12 protein-coding genes are annotated in these 13,550 nt (G+C 36.6%); 9 read left to right on the plus strand and 3 right to left on the minus strand.

The window, feature by feature from the left end:
• Window position 1: 1 nt before the first annotated feature.
• The 5 genes from AC5WOC_RS14300 (at window position 2) to greA (ending at window position 6,338) form a co-directional block, all read left to right on the plus strand.
• The gene (locus AC5WOC_RS14300) at window positions 2-592 is read left to right on the plus strand and encodes a rhomboid family intramembrane serine protease (RefSeq protein ID WP_496056082.1); all 591 of its coding nucleotides are present in this window, start codon (window positions 2-4) and stop codon (window positions 590-592) included.
• Window positions 593-639: 47 nt separating this feature from the next.
• Entirely contained in the window at window positions 640-1,845 is a 1,206-nt protein-coding gene (locus tag AC5WOC_RS14305) for an MFS transporter (protein WP_496056083.1), read from the plus strand.
• A gap of 1 nt (window position 1,846) precedes the next feature.
• Window positions 1,847-2,170 carry a hypothetical protein gene (locus tag AC5WOC_RS14310; protein WP_496056084.1) on the plus strand — a complete coding sequence of 108 codons (324 nt, stop codon included), beginning with the start codon at window positions 1,847-1,849 and terminating at the stop codon, window positions 2,168-2,170.
• Window positions 2,171-2,349: 179 nt separating this feature from the next.
• The gene (locus AC5WOC_RS14315) at window positions 2,350-5,106 is read left to right on the plus strand and encodes a DUF2339 domain-containing protein (protein ID WP_496056085.1); all 2,757 of its coding nucleotides are present in this window, start codon (window positions 2,350-2,352) and stop codon (window positions 5,104-5,106) included.
• A 755-nt stretch (window positions 5,107-5,861) separates the two neighbouring features.
• Window positions 5,862-6,338, plus strand: coding sequence for a transcription elongation factor GreA (gene greA, locus AC5WOC_RS14320; RefSeq protein ID WP_496056086.1), 477 nt, complete (start codon window positions 5,862-5,864; stop codon window positions 6,336-6,338).
• Here greA and AC5WOC_RS14325 read toward each other — a convergent pair.
• Entirely contained in the window at window positions 6,335-6,820 is a 486-nt protein-coding gene (locus tag AC5WOC_RS14325) for a hypothetical protein (protein WP_496056087.1), read from the minus strand. The two genes, greA and AC5WOC_RS14325, sit on opposite strands and share 4 nt — an antisense overlap.
• Before the next feature lie 66 nt (window positions 6,821-6,886).
• Here AC5WOC_RS14325 and AC5WOC_RS14330 point away from each other — a divergent pair, with 66 nt between their 5' ends.
• Together AC5WOC_RS14330 and AC5WOC_RS14335 are read left to right on the plus strand one after the other, a co-directional pair.
• Window positions 6,887-8,017: a metallophosphoesterase family protein gene (locus AC5WOC_RS14330; protein ID WP_496056088.1), complete on the plus strand. Its 1,131-nt coding sequence runs from the start codon at window positions 6,887-6,889 to the stop codon at window positions 8,015-8,017.
• Complete coding sequence (locus AC5WOC_RS14335; RefSeq protein ID WP_496056089.1) at window positions 8,014-10,206, plus strand: ATP-binding protein; 2,193 nt, start codon at window positions 8,014-8,016, stop codon at window positions 10,204-10,206. Before AC5WOC_RS14330 ends, AC5WOC_RS14335 begins: the two co-directional genes overlap by 4 nt.
• Here AC5WOC_RS14335 and AC5WOC_RS14340 read toward each other — a convergent pair.
• On the minus strand, window positions 10,196-10,561 hold the full coding sequence (locus AC5WOC_RS14340) for a group I truncated hemoglobin (RefSeq protein WP_496056090.1): 366 nt from the start codon (window positions 10,559-10,561) through the stop codon (window positions 10,196-10,198). The genes AC5WOC_RS14335 and AC5WOC_RS14340 overlap by 11 nt on opposite strands.
• Before the next feature lie 98 nt (window positions 10,562-10,659).
• Window positions 10,660-10,824 (minus strand): hypothetical protein, encoded by a 165-nt coding sequence (locus tag AC5WOC_RS14345; protein ID WP_496056091.1) that lies wholly within the window; start codon window positions 10,822-10,824, stop codon window positions 10,660-10,662.
• A gap of 121 nt (window positions 10,825-10,945) precedes the next feature.
• On the opposite strand from AC5WOC_RS14345, the gene AC5WOC_RS14350 reads away from it, so the two are divergent.
• Both AC5WOC_RS14350 and AC5WOC_RS14355 read left to right on the plus strand, forming a co-directional pair.
• Window positions 10,946-11,311, plus strand: a complete 366-nt coding sequence (locus tag AC5WOC_RS14350; protein ID WP_496056092.1) for a hypothetical protein — start codon at window positions 10,946-10,948, stop codon at window positions 11,309-11,311.
• A gap of 72 nt (window positions 11,312-11,383) precedes the next feature.
• Window positions 11,384-13,546 carry a RelA/SpoT family protein gene (locus tag AC5WOC_RS14355; RefSeq protein ID WP_496056093.1) on the plus strand — a complete coding sequence of 721 codons (2,163 nt, stop codon included), beginning with the start codon at window positions 11,384-11,386 and terminating at the stop codon, window positions 13,544-13,546.
• Window positions 13,547-13,550: the final 4 nt, after the last annotated feature.

The raw sequence follows: 13,550 nt of genomic DNA on the forward strand, positions 1-13,550 counted from the left end.
ATTGTTTGGACACACACATATCCCTCTCAAGCAATTCCCACGTTTTTTTCCTGTAATTACAAGTTTAATGATAATACATACTATTTGCTACCTAATGCTGTTGTTTCACAGTGGGTCCTTGTCAGGAGGGGAACTGGTTGTCCAATACGGTGCAGTAGAAGGGTGGAGAATACAAGCAGGAGAATGGTGGAGGGTTTTAACTGCGAATTTTTTACATACTAGTGTTTTTTCTTATTTGTTGGGGTGTTTTTTCTTATACATACTAGGCCCGCAGTTAGAATGGCTACTAGGTCGATTATTTTTCTTCTTAACTTATATTTTATCAGGAGTATTAACATATGCGACCATATATATAACTGGTATGGATGGAATATATTATGGTTCATTGGGAGCAATTTATGGCATCTTTGGAGTTTATTTATATTTATTTGTAAGGAAAGCAATCCATCCACAATTTGGTATGGCCATTCTTGTTCTAACTATCCTTAATCTGATTTTTGAATATCCGCTTACAGGAGTTTATTTTATCTCTGTACTAGTAGGATTTTTGCTAGCATTGGTGTTTTTACAATTCCGAAGACCAGACTCATAAATCATAAAAGTGTCTTGTTTGGGTAGACTAACTCTTGGTGAGGCACAATGAACTTTTTACAAAAATTAAATCGTGAGGCATGGGTCTTACTGGCAGTCAGTGGATTACATGCTTTTTCTTTTTCTTTATCGAATGCATTTGTAAATGTGTTTTTGTGGAAAATCGATCATGATTTATTTCAAATTGGAATATATAATTTGACGAATTATGTGGGGATTGGATTTACCTTTATTTTAGCTGGATGGATTACGAAAAAAGTGGACAGAGTGATATCCATTCGCATTGGTGTTGCATTACAAGCTTTGTTTTACTTGACCGTTTTGCTCTTAGATACACAAGCTGTTCATTATGTTGTTTGGCTCGGTTTTTTTCTTGGTCTCGGAAGCGGATTTTTTTGGATGTCTTATAATGTTTTGTATTTTGAGATCTCTGAACGTGATAATCGTGATGCCATGAATGGAATAAGCGGCTTTATTACTTCCTTAAGCGGAATGATAGCTCCTTTGATTTCAGGTTTTATCATCACAAAAGTGGATCATTTTTTAGGATATCGCATTATTTTTGGTATCTCGCTTGGGATATTTGTGTTATCTGTTATTGTAAGCTTTTGGCTTCATCTTCGCAAAGCAGAGGGTACTTTTCAATTAAAAACTGTTATGAAGACTTCACTGAACCCTAAGACACATTGGTTCTGGGTGCAAGTAGCGTCTTTTTTTCAAGGATTGCGTGAAGGGGTATTTTTGTTTTTTACCGGTCTGCTAGTTTACCTGATCTCAAAAAGTGAATTGACGCTTGGCAGTTTTTATACGATGGCCTCCATCGTTTCCCTGTTCTCTTATTTTTTACTTGGAAGATATCTTCGTCCTTCATGGCGTTTACATGCATTATTGATATCAACAGTAATGATGGGGATTCTTATCATTCCATTTTTGTATTACTGGAATGAATGGAGTGTTCTGCTTTATGGGATAGGGCTTTATCTTTTTTACCCGTTTTATTATGCTCCGCTTACTTCTATTTCCTATGATGTGATCGGTGAACATCGAGAAGCAGTGGAACTTCGTGTAGAGTATGTTGTTGCAAAAGAGTTGATATTAAATTTTGGGAGACTGATCAGTCTCATGGTCTTTTTAATTCTCATTTCAAACATGACAAGTATCACTTCTTTGAAACCGATGTTACTTTTTCTTGGTTTTGCACAGGTGGGTACGTGGTTTGCAGCGAGAAAAATTCCTCCTGTAATTGAGAAATAAAATGATTTGTTTAGAGTATTATAATTATATTATTGAAAAAAAGCTGAAAAACATATATGATTCCATCATAAAGGGCAATTGTCAGTCAACCGAAGGGACCTTCATGACGACGCTTATAGACCCCGAAAAACTTCTTGAGGAAGCAAACAATGCTTTGGAAAAAGCGCGGAAAAACGGGAAAGAACAAGAAAACCTTTTGAAAGAGGCCTGTCGATTTGCTAACGAGGCCAGGCAGCTCTTTGAGCGGAGTAAGAATGCATCTGGTGTTAAAAGGTGTGATAAATTTATCATTCATGTAGGGACGCTTCAGAGGCTGCTTAAATAGAAGTAAACAGCACTTTATTCTTTAATTGCTCTTACTTCCCCCCCTTTTTTACAGAAGGGGGGATCGTCTTTTTTTGAACTTATATTTCCTGTAGATTACAGTTGTTTCACAATTTATTTCTCCGAAACCATTCAGCAAACACTCGTAGTACAATGCTACAAGGAGGTGTTTGTATTTTTATGTTGGACTTTATTGCATTTGTTTTAATTTTTATGATTTTATATCATTTTTTTAAAAGTAATCAAGATTTAAAACAGAAAATAGAAATATTAGAACAACAGTTATTTGATCTGAAAAACCAACTTATTGATTTCACACAGCAGACGAATGCTACATCGATACATTCTGATCAAGAAGCGGAAGAAGAAGTAGCAGAAAATAAGGAAGAGCTAGTGAAAGGACTTGAAGAGTTGAAAGAGGGGGTGGAGGAAAAAGAAGAAGAGAAAGACTTAGATCCTATTGCTGCTCCCGAATTTGTAGAACAAAAGCCAAAACAAAAATCACGAACCCGAACCGAATGGGAATTATTGATTGGTGGGAAGTGGTTAAATTGGATTGGAGCAGTCGCGTTATTTCTTGGAGCAGCATTTTTTATGAAGTATGCTTTTGATAACAATTGGATAAATGAACAAGTAAGAGTCTTAATCGGAGCTGTTTTTGGTGTGATTTTATTATTGGTTGGAAGAAGATTTTCCAAACGAGGCTTATTGATTTTTAGTCAGGGTCTCATTGGAGCAGGTATAGCAGTACTATATACAGCAGTATTTGCTACTTATAACTTTTATTCCTTAGTACCCCAAACAGTAGCGGTTATACTGATGCTAGTCGTCACGATTCTTTGTTTCCAGCAAGCTCTTTCATATCAATCATTGGCAATAGCTTTACTTGGCTGGATCGGAGCATTTGCTACCCCGTTTCTTCTGTCTGGTGAAGGAAGTATCACAGGGTTAATGAGTTACTTATGTCTCATTGTTATTGGTATGTTAGCTTTGGTCTGGATGAAAAAAGATTGGGTTATCCTTTATTACTTAACTTTTTTTACTACTTATTTGATCTTTTATGGTACTCGCTTGATGGCGATAGACAAAGATATAGAGATTGCATTGGCATTTTTGTTAGCTTACTGGTTTTTCTTCTATTTGTTTGATTTGAAATTTGTATTTCATCAGAAAGCAAAGACAATGGAAAAGATCGTTGGTATTGCCAATACAGTTTCTCTTATATACGGGCTAATTCTACACCTTTCTTATTTAGATGCAGGAAAAGCGACATACAGTATTTGTATGCTTATTGTTGGAGTATTATATCTCATCCCCATTATCTTTTTTTATTATCGTAAACAACTATCAGTATCCAATCGTTGGCAGCTTGCAAGACAAACCATTACCTTTGTTTTGTTGATTATTTTTTCAACCTACCTATACTTTGATTGGCTGCCGTTTTTATTTGTTGTATGTATGGAGGTAGTTGTTGTTTTATGGTGGGGATTACGTTTTCACAACATCAGATATTTAGAGAGATTTGGATTATGGTTACTGAGTATCATCAGCCTTATCATTTTTATTTCCACCATTATAGGAACTCAGGAAGCAAAACCGATTATCAATTGGTTTTTTGCGGATAATTTGGTTTGTGTATTGGTGTTATTTTTTGGAGCACATTTGTTTAAACAAAAAGGCTTCTCTAAAATTCAAGAAGGTCTGCACATTGCTTGGTCTTTCTTATTATTTGCCGGTATTTATTTAGAAGTTCATATGGTTTCAGTTCAGTTGTTCCCACGAGCAGCTGGGAATACGGTTACTGCTTGGACAAATCCAGCTCATGCTGACTATATAACTCAATTGGCCTCATTGGTCATTTTAATAATTTATACGGTTTTGGTATTATTGTTTGGAATAAAACGAAACATTCATAAACTCGTTCTTGCTAACAGTATATTGGTAGGCTGTACTTTGTTTGTTTTTGTTGTACTTGGCAAAACATATCCTTTCTTACAATACTATTACCCAGTATGGAATGTTAGAGCAATCGCTTTTCTTATCGTCATTCTCGCTCTGTTCGGTGCTTACCAGCAATCAAAAAAAATAGACTTAGGTCATCGATTTGAATGGTTTCGTTTAACGATTACGATAGTAATGGTTTTCCTTTTATTAGAAGTAGTAACAGTGGAGATCATTGATGGTTTTGCTAAGCAAATCTACCAGCAAGCTGCGGTTCATGTACCGACTACTACAGTAGAGAATCGACAATTTTACTTTGTTGTTTTATTTTGGATTGTCTTTAGTATGTTGCTGTATCAAATAGGAGTAAGATTGCGTTATCGACTAATCATTTTTATTGGACTTTCTGTGTTTGGTGTGGGAATGATTCCTATACTTTTTCATAGCTTTGCTTATTATACTCATCAAGACTTTGTTCCTGTAGTGAACTTGCGATTTTTTTCTTTTCTTTGTTTAGTTGGGGTTATGTATTTTTGGTACCATCATATGAAAAAAGATCATCTATTCTCAATTTGGCCGTCTTGGAACTATGTTCGACATACGATTTTTTTCTTAGGAGTTTTTGTAGTATTTCTCTGTGTTACTCAGGAGATTTATGATATTTTTCAATCCATCATGATTCCACTGGGAATGAAAAAAGCGGAAATGAGAGAATGGGCGAATCTACAGCAATTGAGTATTTCACTGGCATGGTTATTGCTTTCCAGTTTGTTTCTATGGCTGGGGATATGGAAGAAAAAACAGTCTGTTCGTATTGTATCCATCTGCATATTTGGATTATCAATCCTAAAAATATTCTTCTTCGATCTACAATTTCTCACAACTTTATATCGTATTTTCTCGTTTATGGGTCTGGGTGTTATTTTATTATCGGTATCGTTTGTTTATCAAAAGTATAAGCATTGGTTCTTTGATAATGAGACAAAATCCCTCTGATTAGGGGGATTTTGAAAGTAATTACAGTGGAAAATAACAATTTGACAACTCCATACGGCTAAAGCCGTTGGATTCTTGGGACGATAGCCTCATGACTATTTCATTACCAAGCTAACACCGTGCGCCCCACGGTTTATGTTTGTTGATTTCTTCTTTGCCGCGAGCAAACTTGGTTTTCGTCTGTCACGACTATACATATATTACCATGAGAACGTTTGTTTGTAAACTAGCTTTTTTCCAAAGGTTGAATTAGTGAAGGAAAATTCCTTACCCTCGTTCAACGCTCGCTTTCATCCCACGATTTAAACTGTGGGTTTTCTCGCTCGCAATGTTATAAGTAGATGCAATACATTTCAAAATAACATGTTTTTGCAGGGATTTTCATTTATTTGTCGAATTAATAATTATATGTTAATACGTCTGCTTTTGTATAGAGTAAATTTTTGATACGAAAAAGAAAGTTATTTATTATCATTTAAATAGCTTTTCTTTTATTTCCATTTGTGGTTGATAATGGGGTGGTGGAGAAAAAAGAATCTAGAAAAATAATTTCTAAAATACTTGGTTCATTAACATAAATATGCTAAGATAACTAGCAGTCCCTTTTTTGTAATCGGTTTCTTAATTTGATAAGTAAGGAAGAAATAGGCATAATGAATTAAGTCGTGACATATCATGTAGCACGGTTGTCCCAGAAAATAATGTAAACAAATAGAAAGTTTTGGTTTGTGTCTTTTAAGGAGGAATCGGTAATAATGTCTAATCAAAAAGAAGTATTACTTACGGAAGAGGGATTACAAAACCTAAAAGATGAATTAGAAAATGCTAAGACAGTAAAACGCCATGAAGTAGCAGAGCGGTTAAAAGAAGCTATTTCGCAAGGTGATCTTAGTGAAAATTCTGAATACGATGCAGCAAAAGAAGAGCAAGGTCTGATAGAAGCAAGAATTTTGACGCTTGAAAATATGATACGAAACGCTAAGATTATTAAGCCAGGTGAAACCGATAAAAATGTTGTTTCTGTAGGGGCAAAAGTGACCATTCAGGAAATTCCGGATGGTGATACAGAAACCTATTATATAGTGGGAAGTGCGGAAACAAACCCTGAATTGGGCAAAATATCTAATGAATCACCGATTGGCAAAGAATTAATTGGTAAAAAAGTTGGCGAAATAGTAAATGTTCCTGTTCCTTCCGGAACGATTCAGTTAAAAATTGTTGAAATCGATTAATAACTAATACAAATAGCTCCTTCATCTATTTTGGATGAAGGAGCTATTTGTTGTAAAAAGATAGATAATGATCGTTCCGTATGATACTCTACCCAGCTTCCTTGTGAATTCAGAATGAGTAGATGGGGAATTTGTGCATGATTTCTAGGAATTGTTACAATCACAGATTGAAATGGATGTTTGATGGGCGAAAATACGGAAAGAACAATAGGATGATGGAACTGAATAAAAATATATTTACTTGGCAGTTGAACAGAAGATAGTCCAGCGAGGTGATCTACTTTATTTAGCAGACGCTGCATTTCGAATTTCGCTGCTGGATTATCTTTCAAAAGTTGTTTCTTTCCTGCATGGACATACCACATCTGAAAATCACTTATTTGAGGCGGGTCATTCGCTTGCCCAAAAGCAGATTGTGAACTAACGAATATTAGCAGGAATGGGATAATCAGGAGGAGAATTTTTTTAAAAGGTCGATTCATGTCCTATCACATCCTTTTTTCTTATCGTTTGTCAGAATTAAAGAAATCATACATTGTGGAGGAGTTATGCGAGTCATTTCATTTGTTCATATAGCTGATTTGCACTTAGGTGAGCCGATAAAAGGCTGGAAGTGGAGTAAAGATGATATCTGGATCAGACAGGAGGAGTATTTGGAAACATTTCAAAAAATTATTACATTAGTAAAGGAAAGAGATGTTCCTTTTTTATTTATTGCAGGTGATTTTCTCGAACATGGATTTGTGACGACTAACTTATTTCAGTATGTTTCAGAACAATTGCAAAGCATTGCGGATACCCGGGTTTTTATCAGCCCTGGAAACCATGATCCAAATCGGGAAGATTCTATTTATCAACGGGAAATATGGCCAGCTAATGTATATATCTTTCCAGAAAAGTGGGAGACACTTTATTTTCCAGAGTTTCATTTGCATTTATCAGGCAGGGGTTTCGCTGATTTTACTGATCGCGAGTGTTCCTTACCTATCCCTGTTGATGATGCACAGTACCATATTTATCTTCTGCACGGTGATTTTCAAGTAGCTGACTCTATTTATTTTCCAATCTTGGAACAACAATTAGTGAAACATAAAGTTGATTATGTCGCACTCGGTCATATTCATAAACGACAAACTTTTCGTTTATCAAATGAGAAACAAACCATTGTTCATTATCCTGGTTCCCCTGAGGCTAGAAATTGGAAAGAAACGGGCGATAGATATGTAACCTTTGGAAAGTTGGATGAAAAAGGAGTCATGCTAGAAGCTATACCAATTCATACTAGAAGATATGAGCAGCTGCTGATCGACGTGACGCATTGTGTAACTTGTTCTCAGGTGCTAGAGCATACGAAGTGTATGTTGACAAAACATGTTATGGAAGATTATTTTTCAATACAATTTGTCGGCAGATCAAGCATCCCAGCAGAGGAAAACAATTGGATAAAGAAAATATACACGAGTCTTCAGGCACACTATAAATGGATTTTTCTCGAGGATAAGACAGTACCTGATTATAATCTAGCCGTGTTAAGAGAAGAAAAAAATTTAGTTGGTACTTTTATAACCATTATGGAAAAACGGATTGCGGAGGAGAAGAATGTAAGGAAAAAGAGAATTTTACAAGCAGCTTTATATCGAGGATTAGATGCGATGGAAAAGGAGGCGATTAGTTCGTGATTATTGAACGTGTCCATTTCCGTGGGTTTGGTCGCTTTAAAGAAGCAACAATTAAATTTCAGCAAGGTCTAAATATTGTACAAGCTCCAAATGAAGCAGGAAAATCAACACTGCTTAAAGGGATATTTGCATTATTATATGGTGCAGCGCAAGAAGGAAAACGGGTGAGAAGAGAAGCCGAATGGTATACCGCTTGTCGTCCATGGATTTTCGAACAGTATGGAGGGGAAATAGACTATACATACAATGATATTTCTTATCGGTTAGTGCGCAATTTACAAAAAGGAATGGAACAGGAGCAATTGTGGAATCGGGAAACTGGAGAAGAATTACAGGAAAACTATGCCTATGATCTGAGAAGAGAACGAAAAATTATCGAAACCCAATTAGGCTTATCCGGAGAACTATTTCGAAGAACAGCATTTGTGACGTCATATTCTCACCGTTCATTGTCAGATAAGCAAGAGAAAAAGTGGCAGATTCAGTTGGCAGAAAAATTAAATAGTTTAGTTGATCAAGGAGATGAAATAGCGTTATCTTCTATTTTAAAACATTTGGACGACCAATTGAATGATATTGGAAAGACAGAAAACGCAAAACAAAAACCATATGGATTGCTGATTGAACAAAAGCAAAAGTTGGAACAGGATTTACAGAACGAGCAAGATATTCAAACGGAATACATACAGGTCCAAATGGATTTACAGAAATTATTTGCGGAGAAGGAGGAACTTGAACAGGAATATCAACAATTATCCGAGCAGCATCAACGATTATCTATTGCATTACAGTGTAAAGCAGATTGGTATCGCTTGGATAAGCTGTATACTGCCTTAGGGGAATGGAACGAAGCCAATAAGAAACAAATACAATCTTTAAAACAAATAAAACATCATGAAGAGAAAAAGAATGAATTGGAACCGCCATTTCGTATGCAAGTGGAAGATTTAGAGGAAATCAATGGGCTGCATTATCAATACCAGACATTTGAAAAGCGCATTTCTCAATTAGAAATGCAAATTCAATTGGAATCAGAAAAGAAAGATCGTATTTTCCTTTGGTGGAAGCCGATATATCCACTGTGGACAACTGTTTTATGCTTGGTAACACTTTGTAGCCTATTTATTTCTTCTTCAGTAGGAATCTTTTTTGGATGTATGATGATAATGTCTTTGGCCATTCCCCATATTTTATCCCGTAAAAATGTAAAGCAACTGCAACAAAAAAGACACTGGAATATACAGACAAACAAAAAAATGCTGCAAGAATATCAACAAGAATATATTGCCTGCAAAGATCGGTTGGATTGGTGGAAACAGAGGGTTGGCACCAACGATACAGATGTTATTCGGAAATGGTGGAAGATGACCCAGGAAGTCGAAAAAGTGGAATGGGAATTGGATCAATTAGCGAGACAGCAAGCACCTGTAAAAAAAGGAGAAGGTAAGTATCTACAACAGAAATGGACAGATGGAAAAAACGAGATAGTTATCAAATACCAAGGATCCTACTGTTACATAGCTGATAAACATATTGATAATGAAAGCCTTATGTTAGCAAGAGAAACAGTTCATAAGTCGATGCAATTAAACAGTTTGCAGTTAGGGGAAAAGCAAAAAAGTTTGCAACAACTAGAAAAAAGACTTGGAGAAATGGAACAATTGCATTTAGAATGGGAGCAAGTCAACGAAAAACTAGAAAAACTAAAAGAAGAAAAAGAAGCATTGAGTGTCGCACAGGATGTCCTGCAAGAAGCATACAAAAGCAGACAAGGAAACATTGCCCCCATTCTTCAAAAATTATCATCATCTTGGATTTCAACGGTAACAAATCAAAAATATGACTGCATTTATCCAGATTTTTCAGGAAATGGACTGAGTGTACGAATACCTGAAACAGGTAGAAGAGAACATGTAGATCAATTGAGTACAGGCACATTGATGCAAATGGTTTTTGCTTTAAAAATAGCGATAGTTCAGTACATCTCTTCTGAGTCAAAGCAAAATCTACCTATTTTGTTAGATGATTGTTTTGTTTACTATGATCAGAATCGATTAACTAGAATCCTTCCATTAATCGCTGATCTGTCGAAACGACACCAAATAATATTATGTACTTGTCACACAAGAGAAATCAGACAATTGGAGAAATTGGGATTTCCCTATCATAAGATATCGCTTATTTCATAATAATGTGGGGCTTTACACCACGGAGTAAGGCCTCTACTTTTGCCATTTGTGGAATAGGAGTATTGTATTTTTTCATTGCACTCTTAAAGTGATCTACTGCAAGTTCATATTCTTCTGAGGTGATATGCAAACCTTTGTGAATTTTCCTCATATTTTTCCCGTGGTATTTGTTTGGACCTCCAAATAAAAAGCTGACGAGCAGCGTTATTTGGCTGAGTCGCAAATGATTCAAATCCACATGATAAAAGTGGTGTTGCAATCTTTCATCTGTAACGAGTAGATGATAAAATTCATGTACAATTGCAGCAATTGTCTGTTCCCCGCCAAAGTTATCATAGACATTTTCTCTGTTCATCTTAGTTGATATCCCTCATCCCTCAATTGGTACATTATGGTGCTTTTTCAATACCAAAAGAAAAGTCCCGAAGCAAGGGACTATTTCTTTTAAAATTATTATTCTTTTTCTATATCATAATTTCCTGCTTGGCTGTACATCTCAAAAAGTGCGCTTTGTACCTTTTGTACAGCATGATCCTCCCCAGTCAGTTCAGTGGAGAATTCTTCGTTGGTTTTATGGTCTTCTATTTTTTGTGTCTTGTCATTTTCATTTTCATTCATCGATGATCACCTCCATTATGTCGTTAACATGTCACAGCAAAGAAAAACTATTCACCTTGCAAAAGAATAATGCTAGGAACATAATGGAGTAGTAAAAACGTGATGTTAGGAGAGTATCCAAGTGCAATGGTTATCTGATTTTATATCTGCATTCATAGGTGGTTTTGCCCGGATTTTTATAGCTTCTTTTATACTTTGGATGATTGGAGTAGTTGTTCTCCTGTTTGTGGAGCTTTTCAATAATGAGGAGTTTCAATTCCGAGCATATCTTCAAAAAATATGGAAGGTTTTATTACTTTCCTTTCAAATAGCAGCTTACAGTAGTATTGTTGTCGGGCCTATTCTCATGTTTATGAATAAAGAATACCTGACATACTCAATGGTAACAATTGATGGAATTTTTCTTTCTATTTTATATTTCAACCTTCGTCGACGGATCGGAAATATATCTTCATCAAATGACAAAGGCAAGCAAGGAAACGGTTAACAATTGATTTACATTTCGTTAGGATTGTAGGATAATATTTTTTAAAACATTTTTCGGTAAGGGCTGAAAGTGATGATACTAGTTCAAGAGCTGTTTCAAAAGGCTGCTACTTATCTGCCACCAGAAGATATAAGTAAGCTTGAAAAAGCTTATCAATACGCAGAAAAAGCACATGATGGACAATTGCGCAAATCCGGAGAACCTTATATTTTGCACCCGATTGCTGTGACGGAAATTTTGATGGATTTGCATATGGATACAGCAACATTAATAGCTGGTTTATTGCACGATGTAGTGGAGGATACAGGGGTTACCCTTGCACAGATAAAGGAAGAATTTGGCGAAACAGTAGCATCTATGGTCGATGGATTAACAAAGTTAAAGAAAGAATTTAAATTTCGATCCAATGCAGAGCATCAAGCAGAAAATTATCGGAAGATGTTTATTGCAATGGCTAAGGATGTGCGGGTCGTTCTCTGCAAACTAGCTGATCGTCTTCATAATCTTCGGACATTACAACATTTACCGGAAGAAAAACAACGGAAAAAGGCGGAAGAGACGCTAGAGATTTTTGCTCCACTTGCGCATCGATTAGGGATATCTAAGATAAAGTGGGAGTTAGAAGATCGTTCCCTGCGTTATTTAAATCCACAACAATATTATAAAATCGTTTCCATGATGAAGAAGAAACGGACGGAACGGGAAGCATTTTTGAGTGAGATTATTCAAATGCTCTATATTAAATTCGAAGAAATGGATTTGAAAGTCGAAGATATCTCTGGTCGTCCAAAGCATATTTATAGCATATATCGAAAAATGAAGACACAGCATAAGCAATTTCATGAAATTTATGATCTGATGGCGGTTCGCGTTATTGTAAGTTCGGTGAGGGATTGTTACGCAGTTCTAGGAATGATTCATACCATGTGGAAACCGATGCCAGGACGCTTTAAAGATTATATCGCAATGCCAAAAACCAATATGTACCAATCATTGCATACGACCGTCCTCGGGCCGAAAGGCGAACCGATTGAAGTGCAGATTCGTACGATGGAAATGCATCGCATTGCAGAATATGGGATTGCTGCACACTGGGCTTACAAAGAAGGAGCAAATGCGGGAAAACAACAGTCATTCTCGGACAAGCTGAAATGGTTCCGGGAAATGATGGAGTTGCAATCGGAGTCCCGTGATGCGGAAGAATTTGTGGAAAGTCTAAAAATGGACTGGTTTACAGATACAGTTTTTGTTTTCACACCCAAAACAGACGTCATTGAGTTACCAGCAGGTGCAGTCCCGCTCGATTTTGCTTATCGCATTCATACAGAAGTAGGGAATAAATGTGTAGGCGCGAAAGTGAATGGCAATATAGTTCCTCTTGATTATAAACTTCAAACAGGGGACAAAGTCCAAGTTTTAACATCAAAACATAGCTACGGTCCAAGCCAAGACTGGTTGAAACTTGTAAAAACTTCCCATGCACGTAACAAAATCAGAAGCTGGTTTAAAACACAACGCAGAGAGGAGAGTATTACCAAAGGGAGAGAAATGGTCGAGGCGCTTCTGAAAAAACATGATTTTGATATCAATGAAGCGATGAAGTCAGAAAAAATGGCAGAGGTTTGCAAACGATTTAACTTCCCGAATGCTGAAGAGATGCTGGCTGCTGTTGGATACGGTGGGATCTCCACTGCCCAAGTGGTGCATCGGCTCACTACAGGCATGAAGGAGGAGCTTCCACTTACTGTTCCAGAAATGAAACCGACTACTCCCCGACGTAGACGATTGGATGTAGGTGTTCGTGTGATTGGAGTTGAAAATGTACTTGTTCGCCTGTCGCGTTGTTGCCATCCTGTTCCAGGAGAAGAAATCGGAGGATTTGTCACAAGAGGCAGAGGCGTTTCTGTTCATCGAGCAGACTGCCCAAATTTGCAGAGTGTAGAGTTGGATCGTCGTGTAGATGTAGAGTGGGAAGGACAGCCTGCTGCTTCTTATCAGGTGGATATAGAAGTTTCTGGTTATGACCGATTGGGATTACTTAATGATGTCCTGCAAGCAGTCAATGATACGAAAGCAAACTATAGTGCAGTGAATGCAAAAGTACATCCAAAAGGTTTTGCTAATATCCAGTTGACCGTAGCAATTCGTAATATTCATCATTTGCGTTCGGTTGTGGAACGGGTAAAAGGTGTACGAGATATATATAGTGTTCAGAGAACGATTGGACAAGGGTGATTTG

The organism is Shimazuella sp. NTD247 (assembly GCF_059510415.1).

Coding starts and splice junctions, on each gene's coding strand:
- AC5WOC_RS14325 (WP_496056087.1), bottom strand. CDS start 6,820: ATGAATCGACCTTTTAAAAAAATTCTCCTCCTGATTATCCCATTCCTG.
- AC5WOC_RS14305 (WP_496056083.1), top strand. CDS start 640: ATGAACTTTTTACAAAAATTAAATCGTGAGGCATGGGTCTTACTGGCA.
- AC5WOC_RS14310 (WP_496056084.1), top strand. CDS start 1,847: ATGATTTGTTTAGAGTATTATAATTATATTATTGAAAAAAAGCTGAAA.
- AC5WOC_RS14315 (WP_496056085.1), top strand. CDS start 2,350: ATGTTGGACTTTATTGCATTTGTTTTAATTTTTATGATTTTATATCAT.
- AC5WOC_RS14345 (WP_496056091.1), bottom strand. CDS start 10,824: ATGAATGAAAATGAAAATGACAAGACACAAAAAATAGAAGACCATAAA.
- AC5WOC_RS14355 (WP_496056093.1), top strand. CDS start 11,384: ATGATACTAGTTCAAGAGCTGTTTCAAAAGGCTGCTACTTATCTGCCA.
- greA (WP_496056086.1), top strand. CDS start 5,862: ATGTCTAATCAAAAAGAAGTATTACTTACGGAAGAGGGATTACAAAAC.
- AC5WOC_RS14340 (WP_496056090.1), bottom strand. CDS start 10,561: ATGAACAGAGAAAATGTCTATGATAACTTTGGCGGGGAACAGACAATT.
- AC5WOC_RS14330 (WP_496056088.1), top strand. CDS start 6,887: ATGCGAGTCATTTCATTTGTTCATATAGCTGATTTGCACTTAGGTGAG.